This window comes from Novosphingobium sp. KACC 22771 (assembly GCF_028736195.1).
In the GTDB taxonomy this organism is placed as follows: domain Bacteria; phylum Pseudomonadota; class Alphaproteobacteria; order Sphingomonadales; family Sphingomonadaceae; genus Novosphingobium.
Genome location: NZ_CP117882.1, coordinates 568,227 through 583,964, shown reverse-complemented (window position 1 = coordinate 583,964; position 15,738 = coordinate 568,227). Strand labels below are relative to the sequence as shown.

The window sequence follows — 15,738 nt, the reverse complement described above, 5'->3', positions numbered from 1 at the left end:
GATCCGAGCAGCCAACGGAAGCCCAGATAAACCAGGGAAAGGCAGGCGGCCAGCCATCACGGCCGCCTGCCCCCTATCGCGTCAAGGCGCGATAATCCCTGCCTTTACCAGATCGCCGGGGGCGGAGGACGTGCCGACCCAGACCGTGAAATCGCCCTTGGGAATCACCCAGCCATGGGCCTGTTCATCCCACACGCCCAGCGGGTGGTGGCTTGCCTTGGGATCAATCGCGATGGCGACCTGCTTGCTTTCGCCCGGCATCAGGGCAAGACGCTGATAGCCGATCAGGCGGCGCGGAGGCTGCTTTGCGCCCACCTTGTCCGCACTGGCGGGCAGGCCGAGATAGACCTGTACCACTTGCGCGCCCTCGCGCTTGCCGGTGTTGGTGACGCGGGCCGAAACCTGCCACGCGCCGCCCGTGTGGTTCAGTTCCGGCTTGCCCATGGCAAAGCTGGTATAGGACAGGCCATGGCCGAAGGGGAAGGCAAGGCAGGCATTCGCCCCCTTGCTGACCGGACAGGCCCCGCTGACATTCCCGTCATACCAGCGATAACCGATCGCCAGTTTTTCGCTATAGGTCACGGTTTGCAGCTTGCCGTCCTCCGAGAGCGTGCCGGGGAACTGCGAGGCGGTGACATGGTCAAGGAAGCCTTTGCCGACAAATGGCACGCTGACCGGTAATTTGCCGGAAGGGTTGACCCGCCCGAACAGGACATCGGCCACGATATTGCCGTCCTCCTGCCCCGGAAACCATGCCTCGACAATCGCGGGACCTTTTGCGCCCACCAAAGAGGCCGGCAGGGCGACGCCGGCATTGTCCTTGAGCACCAGCACCGATTTGGCCGCGACCTTTGGATTGGCGATCAAAGCCTCGATCATGGCCACAGTGCCGCTGTTTTTGGCCCGATTGTCGCCCTCAACAGTGGCGATATTGTTGGAACGGCCCGCATACCAGTCAAGGCTGCTGCCTGCCGCTGCCGATGCGGCCAGTTGGTGACCGCTCCGGTCGGTGAAAGTGGCGCGGTCGGCGCCTTCCTCCGAAATCGTGCCCGCCATCATCACTACGGCATCGGCCTCTGCGGCTGCGGCTTTCACTTGGGCAAAACTCGCGCTCTGGCCGTCGATCGTGGCCGAAGTGTTGGCGTCATCGACCAGAATCAGCCGAACCGAAGCCCCCGCATTGCCCAGATCCGTCAGAGCCGCGCGCAGGCCCGCCAAAGGCGACACGGTATATTCGGGCACAACGTCGGAACTGCCCCCGCCCGCGCCCATCGGTTCGCCCACCACCGCGCCGCCCGCCACGGCCTGCTGAGCATAGACCTGACTCGCCTTGCCGATCAGCACCAGCTTGCGCAGATCCCCCCGTAGCGGCAGCGCGCCGTTGTTTTGCAGCAATACGGTGGCCCGCCCGCCGATCTCGCGCGCCTTGCGGCCGCCTGCGGCAAAGTCGATGGGGCGGCGTTCCAGCTTGCGGTCGAAAATGCCCAGCTTGAAGCTCTGGGTATAGCGCCGCTCCAGCGCCTCATCGATGCGCGCCTGCGTCAATTCGCCCTTGTCCAGCGCCGCGCGGATCTTGGCGGGCGCCCAATGCAGCGGCATCGGCATTTCATGGTCGGTGCCATTGGCCAGCGTCGCCACCGTGCTCTTCATCGCGAAAAAGTCGGATTGGACATAGCCGGTAAAGCCCCAATCCTTGCGCAGCACATCGTCAAGCATCGAGAGGTTTTCGCAGGATGACTGGCCGTTGACGTAATTGTAGGCACACATAACCGCCGCGACCTTGCCGTCCTTGACCGCCATTTCAAAGGGCAGCAGATAAAGCTCGCGCAAGGTCTGCCTGTCCACTGTTTCCTGAATGGTCTGGCGATTGGTTTCCTGCTCATTGGCCGCGAAATGCTTGACCATGGCGATCAACCCGCGCGACTGGATCGCTTTGGTTTCGGCCACGGCCATTGATCCGCTCAGATAGGGGTCTTCGCCGAAATACTCCATGTTGCGCCCAAGGATCGGCAGGCGGGCCAGATTGACGCCGGGCGCCTCGAACACATGCAGGCCCAGATCAAGCATTTCGGCGGCGATCACTTCGCCATACATGCCCGCGACCGCCGGATCGAACGATGCCGCCGCCCCGATGGCCGAGGGCAAGGCGGTGGCCTTGGCCGAAGTGGGATGGCCATAGGCGGCGGAAATTTCGCCGATACCGGGGAAGCTCAGCTTGATTTTGCTCACCTCCGGCGAGACACAATCGTTTTGGCCCAATCCGACCGGTCCGTTGGTTATGCGGAATGTGGGAATATTGAGCGAGGCAATGCCCGTGACATGGCGCCCACCGAGGCAGGCCGGCAAATCGGGCAGAATTTCGGGCTTGGCGCCGGTCAATTGCTGTAATTTCTGATCCAGCGTCATCGCGGAAAGCAGCATTTTCGCCCTGCGCCGCGCCACCGCCTCGCGGGCTGCATCATCGGGGGCGCTCTGTTGCTCGGCCACGATGGTCGGCGCCATCCATGGATTAACGGTTTGCGCCTTAGCCGATGGTGCGAGCGTGACGCCCGCCACTGCCATCACCATCGGCGCCGCGCCGACGGCCCATCGGCGGTTCAAACTGCGTGCCATACCTGTCCACTCCCATTGTGTTTTCTATGCTGGGTGGAATCATTGGTAGGGCCAATTGCAACAAAAAGCCAGATCAATCCTTCAAATTGGATAAACATTATGGACGAGCATCATCGCTCCTTTGCGCAATCCACATGCAACGTCCCTCCGCTGGCCAAATCGGCGTGGGCAAGCATTGTACCCAATTCTCGCGACTTACCCGCCCTGTCGGTCCATCGCGCCGAGATTTGCTTGGCAAAACTCCGCCGAATGTCCACCCAGCCGCCTGCAACGCGCACCCGCATCTGGTCAAAGCTGGGGCATACCACCACATAATGCGGGTCGCCGGGCACCAGTGGATAGAGGCCCAGCGAAGCCAGGACATACCAACTGGTCATGCCGCCCGCGTCATCGTCCATCCCATCGGCAAAACCCTGCGGCGAGAGCGCAAAGCTATGCCCGCGCCATGGGGTGGGACGTTTGGCCGCGTTGGTATAGGGGTGGTTCACCTCCTGATCGAGCAAGCGGTGGATCAATCGGTCGCTCTTTTCGCGATGCCCGCGCCATGCAAAGAGAAAGGGCGTTTGAATGTCGGGCTGATTGGTCATGTTATAGAGGTCGTCGTCGAAAAAGCGCGTCAACTCGTCATCGAAACGCGACGCTCCCAATTGCTGTGCCACCCAGGGCAAGTCGAAAACCGGCGCCCAGCGATATTGCCAGAGCGTCCCCTGATAGAGCCCGCGGGCCTTGACGACATCGGCGTCGGGGCCAAGGTTCTGGAACACATCGGTCCACATCGCGCGATAGGCCAAAGCCTTCTCGCCAAAACGCTCGGCCATCGCGCCATCGCCCAAATCCTGCGCCAGTTGCGCGGTTGCCCAATCGTCATAGGCGGCCTCGATCTGTTCATCGGGCGTGGCGCGGGCCAAGGCGGCGCTTTCGGCCGCCATGCCTGCCAAAGCCGCCTTGGCGTCAAAGCGGATGCCCTTGCGGTAAAAATCGAGCAGCGCGACCCCGCTATGCTCGGTCCGCACAGTCAAAAAAGGCTCCGTTTGCGTGGCCCAGCGCTGCTTGCCCGTCTGATAAAGCTCGACCAGCGATGCGGCAATATCCTGCGCCTCCTGCGGATAGGACAGCGCCAGCAAGGGCATCAAGGTGCGGTAATTGTCCCACATCGCCCAACTGGCGTAGCGCTGATGCCCGGTGGGGGTGTGGCGGATGGCGCCATCCGCGCCGCGATAGCGTCCGTCGCCATCGACAATCGCCACAGGCGTTTGCAGCGCGCGAAACAGCGAGGTGGCGAACAGGGCACGGCGCCGTTCCGGCCCGCCGGGGCGCCAATGGTCTAGCAAGGCCTGCCAGCGCCGCCCCGTCGCTGCGCGCAGGCCGGCAAAGCTGCGCGCGCCCAGTTCGCTATCGCGGACCAGCGCCGCGCCTTTGCCATCGACCGAGGACAGGCCGGTGCGCCATTCGATGACATCGCCCGCATGGCCGCTGATGTCCACAAAGGCGCGCTGATCAGGGCCGATCGTCACCGGCATGGCGACAGGCCGCCCGTTGCGCCACAGCGTTGATGCCGTGAACAGGCGATAGCGCCCCGCATTGCATACCGTGCCGCCGACCAGCTCGGTGCGAAGGTCCTGCGTGGAGCGGGTCAGCCATGTGGCGCTGATCCGTTTGGCATAGGCATGAACAGGATCGAGGCGCAAACGAACTCGCCCGGATCGCGGCAGGGTGAAACGCGCCACGCCGCCGCCGCGTGTGGCCACGAGATCGGCCACAATTCCGTCACCATAACGCAGATGATAAAAGCCGGGCGCGGCGCGCTCGCTGGCCTTGTCCATCCGCGCCAAGTCCGGCGCGCCCGCATAATCCAGCGCGACCAGCAGATCACCGCCAGCCCCCGCGCAGCCGACGCCCACCGCTCTGGTATGCGAAAACCCGCGCAAGGTTTGGGCGGCGAAATCATAGCCATTGTGGTTGGCAGGGGCGGTGTCCGGCCCCAATTGCACCATGCCGAAAGGCGCAACGGCAGCAGGGGTCAATTGGCCGTAATCCTCCAGCGTGCGGACAAAGGGATTGACCAGATCGAGAAGCGACCGGGCCCGCTGCGCCTGCAGGGGGGCAGCGGCGGCGAGGCTGGCGAGCAGCGCGAGGCGTAAGACGTTCATGGGTCCAGCGGGTCCAGAGGATCGACGTGATAGGAATGTGCATCAGGCACAATGCGCAGCGAGAGCGCATCCGGCCCCGGCATCACGCGGGCCGGTTCATAGCCCAGTTCGGCCCGGTTGCGCGCGGCAAAGCCTTCCCCGGCAATATAGGCATGGGTGGCAGGATCGGTGACGAGCAGCGCCGGTTTGCCCTGCGCAAAGGGTGCGGCCAGCAGCAGGCGCGCGCAATTGCGCAGATTGGTTGTGGTGTGGCGAGCGTGGGGCTCGATCACAATCCGCGTGGGCGAGACGCCGTAAAGGGAGATCAGTTCCTGCCGCATCTCGACAGCTTCGTTATAGCCGGTGCGGTTGGGATGGACCCGCCCGCCCGACAGGATAATGACCGGCGCAGCCCCCTTGGCCAGTTGCGTGGCGGCAAGGCGAAGGCGCAAATGGCCCAGCACCCCGGTATGCGATACGGCATCCTCCGGCCCATGGCCAAAGACCAGCACGGCCGAATAGGGATACGAGGTCTGCCGGATCGTGCGCAGGGCGGCAAAGGAGGCCGCGTTCAGCCCGGAGGAAAGCGGCAGATATTCGGCTGCATTGGCGCGCTCATTGGCGGCCAGCAGTCCCATCGCATAGCGCAAGGCGGGTTCCAGCACCGTGTCCTCTGCGGCCCCCTCGGCCAGGGTTACGGCGGTGTGGGATTTCAGGACGGCGGGATAGGCCGCATCGCGGGAGTCAAAAATCATGCTGTCGATCACCGGATAGCGCGGCTTTTCGCCCAGCGAATAGACGGCAACGATATGGTTCAGGCCTCCTGCCGCCTCGCGCCATGCCGCGTCGAGCAGGGCCGCATCGTCCAATTCGTCATGCCGGGCGTACAACCGCGATGGGCGCATCCGCACGCCCACCAGCGCAGACAGCAGCGCCCGATCCGCGCCGATACGGTGCAGCGCCGCCGAAACGCGCGCTTGATCCGCCTCGCTCCACAACCATGCCTGTGCCAGACAGGACGGTTGCGGCGCGCATGACGCGGCGGCATTGACCCGCGCCAGACGTTCGGCGGCCAGCGCCTGCATATCGGCATCGGCGCGCAAAGCGGCGCGCCAGCCCGGCGCCTGCGCCAGATCATGCATTAGCGGAACAATTCTGCGGGCCAAGGGCTGCTCTGCCGCCGACAGGACAATGGGGCTGGTCGGGATGCTTGCAGCATGGGTCGAATGGGGCGCGCAAAGCAAAATAGCGCATAGTGGAGCCAGCCAGCGCATTGTGTTCCTGCCGATCATAATTCACCTCGCATGGTGCAAAGGCCCGCCGCATCCTTTGCGGCGGGCCGGTATCCGTCGCAGTTTACCAGGACAGGCCGACGATCAGGCGCACATTGCGACCAAACAACGGACGGCCATAGATCGCATCGCTGGCTCCTTGGCCCGCCAACTGGTCGGTGCGCGGGTTGCCCTCGGTCAGGCCCTTGGCATTGGTCAGGTTGTCGCCGACCACCTGGACCCGCCATGCGCCCCAGTTGAGCGTCGCGCCCGCGCCCAGCGTTTCATAGGCGGGCAGGGAGGTAAGGTTGAACAGGTCGACATAACGGCGACCCACCCATTCATAGCGCCCGTAAATCTCCAGATCGCCCTTGCCCAATTTGACATTCACGGTCGGGCGGATGTTGCCGAAGAATTTGGGTTCGCGGATGATCTGCTTGCCGTTGACGGCGCTGGGGTCAGCACCGGCGCTGTTGGCAAGATTGCGATATTGCGGATCGGCCAGCGTGACCGAGCCATTAAGCGCGAACCACGAGACAGGCACCACGCGTCCGTCCATTTCGATCCCCTTGGCCACGGCCTCCCCGATGAAGGGCACCGACTGGTCATTGCGGCCCGTGGTGGGGTTATAGGCGACGAAGGAGGCGTTGAACGGGTTAAACTTGGTGTAAAAGCCGGTCACATAGAGGTAATTCTGGCCAAAGCTGGCCTTGATGCCCAGTTCATATTGGCGCGCCTTGGTCTGGACGATGGTGGGGTTGATGCTGGCCACGACATTGGCCTGCGGCGGCACCTCCAGATTGGACACGCGGGCATAGGCGCCCAGATGGCGGGTGAAGTCATAATTGACGCCCACCGTCCAGTTGGTGGCCGAAGGGTTCAGGCGCTGGTTGACGGTGGTGGCGTTCAATGCCCGCACCGCATTGTCGGCCAGCGTGGTGGGATCGCCCAGATCGGCGGCGGTGGTGTTGGTGGCAAAGCCGGTATAGCCATACCATTCGCGCCGGATGCCCGCATCCACCCGCAGGCCATCGGTGATGTCCCAGGTGTCATTGGCGTAAAGCGCGATCATGCGCGCATCCGCCTTGGCATTGGCCAGCGTGGTGCCATAACGCAGCACGCCATTTTGCGTGACATAGCCCAAGACCGCGCCGCTGTTCGAATAGGCGACCAGATCGAGCGTGCGCGGCTTGCCGGCCACTTCGATCAGCATGTCCTGATAGACGGTGAAATTGGTGTTGCCGTAGAACGAACTGTAAAGCCCGGCGCGCAGGTCATGGCTGCCCAGCGGGGTGTCGAATTTGCGCGTGACGCTCAGGTCGCCCTGCACCGAGTAGAATTTCGATTCTACCGCGCGATATTGGCCCGACATGACAAGGCCCGAGGCGGCGGCGGGGTTATAGGCGCTCTGGCCATTGGTGCCCGCCAGCGCATAGCCCATGCGCGTCACGGCGCCAAAGGCGGTCTGCGCGGCGGTCAGGTAGCTGTTGGCAAAGGTGGTGGCGTCGGCCGGGTTGGTGGTGGAGTAGAAAGCATCGAAGCTGCTCTTGCCCTGCGTTGCGCCGAATTTGGCAGAGATCAGCCAGCCCCCGAAATCGCCCTGATAATCCAGCCCGGCGTTGAAAAAGCGCATATGGCGGCCATTGGCCAGATCGCGCGTCAGGCTCTGCGTCTGGCCCGCGCCATCGCGATATTTGATCACCACATTGCGCAGCGAGGGCGAGTTCATCGTGCCGCTGAAATAATTGATATAGGGGTCAAGCGAGACGGAGGGATTGCGCGGATCGGCCACCGGGATCGGCAGATAGAAGACGTTATGGTCATTCACATACATGATCGAGGCCTTGATATAGCCATTGTCGAGATCATGCTTGATATTGGCGCGGATCTGGCCGCCGCGATCGCTGGGAAAGCCGCTGTCGCGATATCCGTCATGCTGGCGCAAAAATCCACCGATGGCGTAATAGGTGCGGTCCCCCAGCGGCCCGGACTGCATCGCATCAAGGCGATAGAGGCCGGTGTCGCCCAGCGTAACCTGCGCCTTGCCTGCCGACTGCGCCTTGCCGGTGACGGTGATCGTGTTGGCAATAGCGGCGGCGCTGCTGGCATAGATTGGGGCGGGGCCGCCGCGCACGATTTCCACGCGCTCGCTCATCAGGTCATAGCGGTTCATGCCTTCGCCCGAGTTGAAGAACACGCCGTCGATCTCATGATAAAGCGGCAGGCCATCCTGTTGAAAGATCAGATAGCCACGATCGTTGGGAATGCCGCGCACGCGGGTGATGTTCTGGACCTCGCCGCCGGTGGCCTCGACATGGATGCCGGGAACGGTGCCGAGCAGGTCGGCGAAATTCTTGGGCGCGATTTTGGCAATGTCGTTCTGGTTCAACGAATTGATCGCATAGGACACATCGAAGCGCCGCTCGGCCCGCGCCGCGCCAGTGACGATAATGTCGGTGGGTTGATCCTGGGCCGCTGCGGGCGCGGCGGGTGCTTCTTCGGCTTGCCCCTGCGATGGCATAGCCAGCATCATCATGATGGCGAGCATCGAAGCCCGGTTGGAAATCTGCATGTGAAATCGCCCCTTTTTTTAATTCGCCAAATTATTTTATTTAAAAGGCGGCAGAGCTCTGCCGTTGCGCGTTCGCCTAGGGCGCTTCGGGGAAACTTTCATGACAGTCGGGGGATTTTGCCTGTGGCAGAACGGCACGCAGGCGCCATTACAGACCAAGCTGAACGCTCGATCCCGGATATCACCGCCCATCGTCCGCGAAATTCACGAATTGTGACAGATTGCAGACCTGCAATTCCTGCCGCAGGGGTGCGCGTTTCGAGCTTTACGCGCCCTTCCTTCCCGCCGATGTCGGCATGGCTTTGAGATAGCCCGTGATGGCCTCGACCTGATCCTCCGCGATGGGCGCCTTGTAAACGTCGATCATCTTGCGGACCTCCTTGTGCCACTCCTCGGCCGAAAGCGGCGGCTGGGTCAGCACCATCGAGGGCGAATGGCAGGCGCGGCAATTGGCGTTGACCGAATCCGCGCCGGGGCCTGCGGGATATTCCACATCGAAATCCTGCGGCAGGCTGACCCGGACATTGCGAAAGACAGGGCCAGTCGTCACCACCGCCTTCACCGCCGCCTTGCGCGGGGCATGCGCGGCCCATACCGGAACCGCCAGCGCCGCCAGCGCCAGCCCTATCATCAGCTTGCCCCTCATGCCTTGTCTCCCGCCATCAGCGTCAGCGTTTCAACGCCCGCCCGCATATAGCCGCTGGGGTTCCAATTCATCGTCATGGGCTGGCTGACTCCCTTGGTGTTGGTGCAGCGGCAGGCCAGCGTGAAGCGCCCGGCAGGCGTGGTCATTCGGTGGGTAAAGCGGCGCAGGCTGTAGGGGCCCAGATCCTCGCCCAGCGCGGCGGCCTGCCAAGTGGCGCCGCCATCGGTGGAGATTTCGACCTTCGCCACGCCGCAATCGCCGCCCATCGCCACGCCCGCAATTGCGAGCGGCGCTCCCGCCTTCACCACCTGTCCCTCGGCCAGATTGGTGATGAGCGAGCGAGGCACCATGCGGCTGATCGGCTCCTTGGGGAAGTCGGCGGTGCCGGGCGGAACATGGCCAAACGGCGTCTTGGGCACCTGATAGGCCTTGGCCATCCAGAAATTGTCGTCTTTCTGCGGCAAAACCTCGATGTCGGACAGCATCTTGACCCAATAGGTCGAGTACCAGCCAGGAACCACCAGCCGCAGCGGATAGCCGTTGAGCAGCGGCAAAGGCTCGCCGTTCATGGCATAGGCGATCATCACCTCGCCATCGCGCGCGTGGTCAATGGCCAGTGATTTGAGGAACTTGGGCCCCTCGCTCACCATCGCCTCGTCCAACCCGCCGAAACGCACATCAACGGCACCCGCCTTCACGCCCGCCCGGTCCAGCACATCGCGCAGCCGCACGCCCGTCCAGCGCGCATTGCCCATCGCGCCATGCCCCCACTCGGCCCCCGCCACCGAAGGCGAAAACAGCCCACGCGAATTGCCGGAACACTGGTTGACGGCGACATATTCGATCCGCTCAAACCCGTGCAGCAGGTCATCGAGCCGCAGCTCCACCTTGCGTTCCACATGGCCCCGCACCGTCAGGCGAAATGCCTTGGCATCCACGCTCTCGGGAATATTAGCCCAATGCCAGCGTACATAGAACTGGTCATTGGGGGTCAAGATATGCTGGTCAAACACCTGCATCGGCGTCTCCAGCAGGGGCGGGCGGACCCGTTGCAGGATCATCTCGCCCTTTTGCGGGAACGCTTTGGTCAGCGGGCGCGTCGAGGGTTTGCCCGGCAGGTGCAGATCAACCACCCCGGCTGCCTGCGCCCACAGCGGCCGCGCCACCATGCCAAGCCCGCCCAACGCCACACCGCCCAGCAGCTTTCGGCGCGAAAAGTGTGTCATTTTGAGCAGCGCTCCCTACGCGTGTTTCGCCCATGGGTGGGCAACAGATCATACATTTGATTCGCAACGCTTTCCAGAAAACTATGCGCTAGATGCGTCCGCGTCCCGCCGGGCGGGAGAGGGGGCGTCACAATGCCCCCTCTGCATCGACCTCAGATATTCAGCGGACCATGCTGGATATGGGGCAGGACATGGCGGGCAAACAGGTCTGCCTCCTGCGCGTGGGGATAGCCCGACAGGATGAAAGCCTCGATCCCCTCGGCCTGATAGGCGCGCAGTTTGGAGAGCACCTGATCCGGCGTGCCGATAATCGCCGCGCCGCAGCCCGACCGCGCCCGCCCGATGCCGGTCCACAGATGGTCCTCGACATAGCCGTCATTGCCCGCCGCCTGCCGCAATTCGGCCTGACGCTGGACCCCGAAATTCTTGGCGTCGAGCGATTGTTCGCGGATGGCGCGGCCTGCTTCGTCGTCCAGTTTGGAGAGCAGGCGGGTGGCATAGGCGCGGGCCTCATCCTCGGTTTCGCGCACGATGACATGGGCGCGATAGCCGAATTTCAGGCTGCGGCCGAAGCGGGCAGCGCGCGCTTTCATGTCGGCGATGGTCTCGCGCACCTTGTCCATCGTGTCGGGCCACATCAGATAGACATCGCAGCCCTCCGCCGCGCATTCACGTGCCTCATGGCTCAGGCCGCCGAAATAGAAGGCAGGCGCCTTGCCCGAAATCGTGGTGATGCGCGGCGGGTCGAGCTTGAGCTTATAAAATTCGCCCTCATGATCGAGCGATTCCCCATTGAGCAGCGTACGCACGATCTTCATCACTTCGGTCGCGCGGGCATAGCGCGGCCCAGAGGCCATCTGTTCACCCGGCATGTCCGAGGAAATGATGTTGACGTTAAGCCGCCCGCCCGTTCCATCCGCATTCGGCCCAAGGATGCGGTCCAGCGTGGCGATGCGGCGCGCCAGTTGCGGCGGCCAGTCTTCGCCAATACGCGTGGCCCAAAGCAGCTTGATCCGGCGCACCTGCGTCGCCACGGCGGCGGCAAAGGCGGTGGTGTCCAGCCCGAGGCTGTAACCCGAGGGGAGCAGGATATTGTCAAACCCGCCCTCTTCGGCGCGCATCACGATGTTGCGGCAATGCTCCCAACTGGATTTCAGATAGGGATCGTGCACGCCCAGAAATTCATAGTCATCGTCACACAGGGCCGAAAACCATGCGATTTCACACTGTTGACCCTTGGGTTGTTCTTCGCTCATGGCAACCTCTCTCCTCGTGCGGCGACCAGTACGCCGTACCATTCTTCCCGGCTCCACTGGACCGAGAGGGCGGCGGCCCCTTCGGCGATACGGGCCGGGTTTTGTGAACCGATAATGGGGATGATCCCGGCGGGATGCGCCATCAGCCAGCTGTAGGCCGCCACGGTGCGCGACACGCCGCGATCGTCGGCCACCACGTCCAGCGCCTCGGCCACGGCCAGATCGCGCGCGGTTTCTGGCGCAGCCAGACGGCCCCCGCCCAGCGGCGACCATGCCAGCGGCGTTATGCCCAGCATCATCGCCTGATCCATCTCGCCGTTTTCAAGCGGGGTGATGCGCAGCGGGCTGATTTCGGGCTGGGTGACGACCAGCTTGTTGGTCAGGAAATGGTTGAGCGCGGCCACCTGCGCCTGGGTGAAATTGGACACGCCGATGGCGCGGATCTTGCCCGAAGCCACGGCATCGTCGAGCACGCGGGCGACCTGCGCCGGATGGGCCAGAATGTCGGGGCGGTGGACCTGATAGAGGTCGATGGTCTCGACCTTCAACCGGCGCAGCGAGGCGTCGATGGCGGCGTTCAGATACTCGCTCGACTGGTCATAGGGCAGGGGGGGCATGATGCCGCCCTTGGACGCCAGCACAAAACGGTTCCGCAGGCCCGGATCGGCGGCGATCACCTCGCCCAGCAGACTTTCCGCATCGCCAAACCCGCCGCTGCCGTCAAAACCATAGATGTCGGCGGTGTCGAGCAGCGTGATCCCGGCATCAAGCGCGGCGTGGACAAGGCGCGCCGCATCGGCCGCCGTGCGCCTGCCTTCGGCAAGGCGCCACATGCCCCACGCGATGGGGGAGACATTCAGACCGGACGCCCCCAGCGGGCGCAAAGCAGGGGGGAGAGGCAAAAGGCTCATGAGTTCTTCCTGAAAGGCGCCGCAACCGAGGCGCGTTCGACAAGGGTGTGCGAGAGACGGCGGTGCGTGATATCACCCCCGGCGATGAGGATTTCGGTGGCTGTCCGCGCCAGTTCGGCCATCGGCTGATGAATGGTGGTCAGCGCGGGCCAGACCGTGCGCGCGAGCGTGGTGTCGTCAAAGCCCACCACCGAAAGTTGATCGGGCAGGGCGATGCCGCGCCCGTGGGCCATGGCCAGCACGCCCGCCGCCATATCGTCATTGGCGGCAAAGATCGCGCTGGGCGGATGGGCCAGATCCAGCAACATGCCGCCCGCGGCAAACCCGCTTTCAAAATCGAACTCGCCGGGCATCACCAATTGCGGCTCAAAGGCAATGCCCGCCCGATCGAGAGCGCGGCGATAACCGAACAAGCGATCATCGCTCGACATATGGTTTGGGTGGCCCTTGATGAAACCAATCCGCCGATGGCCGATGTTGATGAGATGGGTGGTCATGTCATCGGCGGCCTGCGCATCATCCATGAACACCGAGGATGTCAGCGCATGATTGGTGCCGGGCGAAATGCGGACGAAGGGCACGTCCAGTGCGTCCAGAGCCTGAAGCACGCCCACGCAATCGGTGACCGGCGAGGACAGGATGATACCGTCAACATGGGTCTCGCTGACCAATCCCCTTACGGAATCGCCGACTTGGGGATCGGCCACGTCAACCGGCTGGGCGATCAGGCGGATGCCGTGGGCCTTGCAGTAATCCCAGCATCCGCTCTGGATCTGGAACATGTAATAGGGGCTGTGGTTGTCATAGATCAGGGCGATCTGGTTCGATTTGGATCCCGACAGGATACGCGCCGCGATCGAAGGGCGGAATTCCAGCTCCTTCATCGCCTTTTCCACCTTTTCGCGCATGGCGGCGCTGACATAGGGATGGCCGTTCAGCACCCGGCTGACCGTTTTGACCGCCACCCCCGCCAAAGCGGCCACATCGCGAATATTGGATCGCTCACTCATTCCGCCACGATCTCCCGCATCCGGGCAAACAGATCGGCAAAGGCGCTGTCTGTCCGATAGAAGACAGGAGGATGGCCGATGGGCGCGGCAATGTCATGCTCTCCCGGCGCGTAATCCGCGCCCGACCATACGTGGCGCCACGCTTGTTCGCCCGGCAGGATGACTTGGCGGCTGGTCGCGCCTTCTTCGACAACGGGGGCGACAAGAAGGTCGGCGCCGTAGAGGAACTGATCCTGCAGCGCGAACAGGCCGCTGTCCTGCGGATAATGCAGAAACAGCGGGCGCTGGACGGGCAGGCCGGTGGCCACCGCCTCGTCGCACAAGTGGCGGACATAGGGCGCCAGATGGGCGTGAATCCTGCTCCACATGGCGAAATTGGCCAACAGTTCGGGGCTGGAGTCATATTGCAGATTGTCGTCGGGCCGATTGCCCTCGTGGCTGCGCATGACGGGGGCAAAGGCGGCCAATTCGCACCAGCGCTGCATCAGTTCAACGCTGCGAATATTGCCGTGCAGCGAAGTGTAGCCGCCGCAATCGGAATGGCTGTAGGCATTGCCGACGAGACCGGACGAAAGCGCGGCCGTGATGACCGTGCCGAGCCCGTCATGGCGGGTGAAATCAACCGACTGATCCCCGGCCCAAAGCAGTGGGCAGGCGCGTGAAACGCCGCTGAACCCTGCGCGCATGAAGAACACTGCGTCCCCCTGACGTCCGCGCATGGCCAGGGCGCGGTCATTGACCTGCGCCCACAGCACCGGCCAGAGATTATGCGCCTCCATCGCGTCCATGCCATTGGCGAGGCGAACGTCGGTGGGCAGATATTCGCCGAAATCGGCCATCCAGCCGTCAATGCCGATGTCGAGCATCTCGCGGCAGAGAATACGCTGCGCAAACCAGACGCAGCTTTCCTCACGCGTGAAATCGAGCACGCCGCAATAAAATTCCCCGAAATCGACCAGATAGGGCTCGTCGCTGTCCAGCTTGCGGCACAAATGCCCGCTCACCAAGGCTTCCTGATAGAGCAGGCCGTCGACGGCCAGATAGGGATTGGCATAGGCAAGAAAGCGAATGCCGCGTTCATTGAGCGCCTTGATCCGCGCGGGCAGATCGGGATAACGGGCCTCGCTGCGCTGCCAATCCCAGAACAGGCGGCGGCCAAAGCTGGTCTCGCGGATGCCCGCCCAATCCTCGCACCACAGGCCCGAAACCGCCGCGCCCGCATCGAGGAAAGCGTCGAGCCGCTCAAAGCTCTTTTCGCCTTGCTTCAGCCCGACAATCGCCCCGCCGATTGCCCAATCGGGCAAGGCGCGGGGGCGGCCAAAGCGGTGGGAAAGTTGGCCGACCAGATCCTGCGGCCCATCGGCCGCAAAGATTTCAAAGCGCGCCTGCGCCGCCCAGACCTCGAAACTGGTGCGCCCCGGATTGCCGGCATCAATCACGCTATAGACACTGGCATCAAGATGGATGGCCAGCCAGCGCGAGGTGAGGACGGTGGGCTGGGGATAGTTGGTGTTCCAGTAGTCGCCGCCCGCCATGCCGGTCTCATCCATGATCCGGGTCAACTCGGTGCTTTTGTCGCGGCCCACGCCCGGCTCGCTGGTCCACATGGGAAAGCGGCGGCCATTGAGGGCCAGATAGCTCATCTGCTCTCCGCCGCCCCAGATGGTTTCGTTCGGTTCGGCGTAAAAATGGACCCACAGGCGGTCAAAATCGGGATCAAGCGCGTGGATGGTCAGCGCCGCCTGATCCCAGGCAATACGCGCGACGGGCGCGTCATTGTGGAGCATCAGGATCGTATCCTGCTCCATGCGCCATTGCGTCGGGGTGATGGCGTTGCTCGGCGCATCCTCGATGCGGAAATTGCCGCGATACATTTCAACCGAAGACGCGCCCTGCGCTATGACCAGCGCGGGACATTCCGTGTGATGGCGAAGCAGCGTTCGCCCGGCGAAATCCAGTTGAAAACCGTCCCTGAACGGAGAAAATTGCACCTGCATCGCTCATCCAAACGTTGATTTTGGTCTTGGCGATCCGTGACTGGATCGGTGTGACACCGCTTGACATATCGCCGCGCGGCGGGCAAATCAACCGCCAATCGCAAGGT

At 63.2% G+C, this 15,738-nt stretch carries 10 protein-coding genes; all 10 read right to left on the bottom strand.

Annotated features, from left to right (window positions below; genetic code table 11):
* Positions 1 to 81 precede the first annotated feature (81 nt).
* The 10 genes from PQ467_RS19400 to PQ467_RS19355 all read right to left on the bottom strand — a co-directional run bounded on the left by PQ467_RS19400 (position 82) and on the right by PQ467_RS19355 (position 15,631).
* Positions 82 to 2,613, bottom strand: coding sequence for a beta-glucosidase family protein (locus PQ467_RS19400; protein WP_274177178.1), 2,532 nt, complete (start codon positions 2,611 to 2,613; stop codon positions 82 to 84).
* Between the two features lie 110 nt (positions 2,614 to 2,723).
* Positions 2,724 to 4,763, bottom strand: a complete 2,040-nt coding sequence (locus tag PQ467_RS19395) for a glycoside hydrolase domain-containing protein (protein ID WP_274177176.1) — start codon at positions 4,761 to 4,763, stop codon at positions 2,724 to 2,726.
* Positions 4,760 to 5,908 carry a YdcF family protein gene (locus PQ467_RS19390; protein ID WP_274177175.1) on the bottom strand — a complete coding sequence of 383 codons (1,149 nt, stop codon included), beginning with the start codon at positions 5,906 to 5,908 and terminating at the stop codon, positions 4,760 to 4,762. The genes PQ467_RS19395 and PQ467_RS19390 overlap by 4 nt, the downstream gene beginning before the upstream one ends.
* Before the next feature lie 190 nt (positions 5,909 to 6,098).
* On the bottom strand, positions 6,099 to 8,561 hold the full coding sequence (locus PQ467_RS19385) for a TonB-dependent receptor (RefSeq protein ID WP_443193038.1): 2,463 nt from the start codon (positions 8,559 to 8,561) through the stop codon (positions 6,099 to 6,101).
* A 289-nt stretch (positions 8,562 to 8,850) separates the two neighbouring features.
* Positions 8,851 to 9,231 (bottom strand): cytochrome c, encoded by a 381-nt coding sequence (locus PQ467_RS19380; RefSeq protein WP_274177173.1) that lies wholly within the window; start codon positions 9,229 to 9,231, stop codon positions 8,851 to 8,853.
* Complete coding sequence (locus tag PQ467_RS19375) at positions 9,228 to 10,457, bottom strand: molybdopterin-dependent oxidoreductase (protein WP_274177172.1); 1,230 nt, start codon at positions 10,455 to 10,457, stop codon at positions 9,228 to 9,230. The genes PQ467_RS19380 and PQ467_RS19375 overlap by 4 nt, the downstream gene beginning before the upstream one ends.
* Positions 10,458 to 10,609: 152 nt before the next feature.
* On the bottom strand, positions 10,610 to 11,713 hold the full coding sequence (locus PQ467_RS19370; protein ID WP_274177171.1) for an LLM class flavin-dependent oxidoreductase: 1,104 nt from the start codon (positions 11,711 to 11,713) through the stop codon (positions 10,610 to 10,612).
* Positions 11,710 to 12,624: an aldo/keto reductase gene (locus PQ467_RS19365; RefSeq protein ID WP_274177170.1), complete on the bottom strand. Its 915-nt coding sequence runs from the start codon at positions 12,622 to 12,624 to the stop codon at positions 11,710 to 11,712. The genes PQ467_RS19370 and PQ467_RS19365 overlap by 4 nt, the downstream gene beginning before the upstream one ends.
* The gene (locus PQ467_RS19360; protein WP_274177169.1) at positions 12,621 to 13,634 is read right to left on the bottom strand and encodes a LacI family DNA-binding transcriptional regulator; all 1,014 of its coding nucleotides are present in this window, start codon (positions 13,632 to 13,634) and stop codon (positions 12,621 to 12,623) included. Before PQ467_RS19360 ends, PQ467_RS19365 begins: the two co-directional genes overlap by 4 nt.
* Entirely contained in the window at positions 13,631 to 15,631 is a 2,001-nt protein-coding gene (locus tag PQ467_RS19355; RefSeq protein ID WP_274177168.1) for an alpha-glucosidase, read from the bottom strand. The genes PQ467_RS19360 and PQ467_RS19355 overlap by 4 nt, the downstream gene beginning before the upstream one ends.
* Between the last annotated feature and the right edge of the window lie 107 nt (positions 15,632 to 15,738).

Excerpts from the sequence above, each read along its gene's own strand:
- PQ467_RS19370 (WP_274177171.1), bottom strand. The coding sequence starts at position 11,713 with ATGAGCGAAGAACAACCCAAGGGTCAACAGTGTGAAATCGCATGGTTT.
- PQ467_RS19375 (WP_274177172.1), bottom strand. The coding sequence starts at position 10,457 with ATGACACACTTTTCGCGCCGAAAGCTGCTGGGCGGTGTGGCGTTGGGC.
- PQ467_RS19395 (WP_274177176.1), bottom strand. The coding sequence starts at position 4,763 with ATGAACGTCTTACGCCTCGCGCTGCTCGCCAGCCTCGCCGCCGCTGCC.
- PQ467_RS19355 (WP_274177168.1), bottom strand. The coding sequence starts at position 15,631 with ATGCAGGTGCAATTTTCTCCGTTCAGGGACGGTTTTCAACTGGATTTC.
- PQ467_RS19385 (WP_443193038.1), bottom strand. The coding sequence starts at position 8,561 with ATGCTCGCCATCATGATGATGCTGGCTATGCCATCGCAGGGGCAAGCC.
- PQ467_RS19365 (WP_274177170.1), bottom strand. The coding sequence starts at position 12,624 with ATGAGCCTTTTGCCTCTCCCCCCTGCTTTGCGCCCGCTGGGGGCGTCC.
- PQ467_RS19360 (WP_274177169.1), bottom strand. The coding sequence starts at position 13,634 with ATGAGTGAGCGATCCAATATTCGCGATGTGGCCGCTTTGGCGGGGGTG.
- PQ467_RS19380 (WP_274177173.1), bottom strand. The coding sequence starts at position 9,231 with ATGAGGGGCAAGCTGATGATAGGGCTGGCGCTGGCGGCGCTGGCGGTT.
- PQ467_RS19400 (WP_274177178.1), bottom strand. The coding sequence starts at position 2,613 with ATGGCACGCAGTTTGAACCGCCGATGGGCCGTCGGCGCGGCGCCGATG.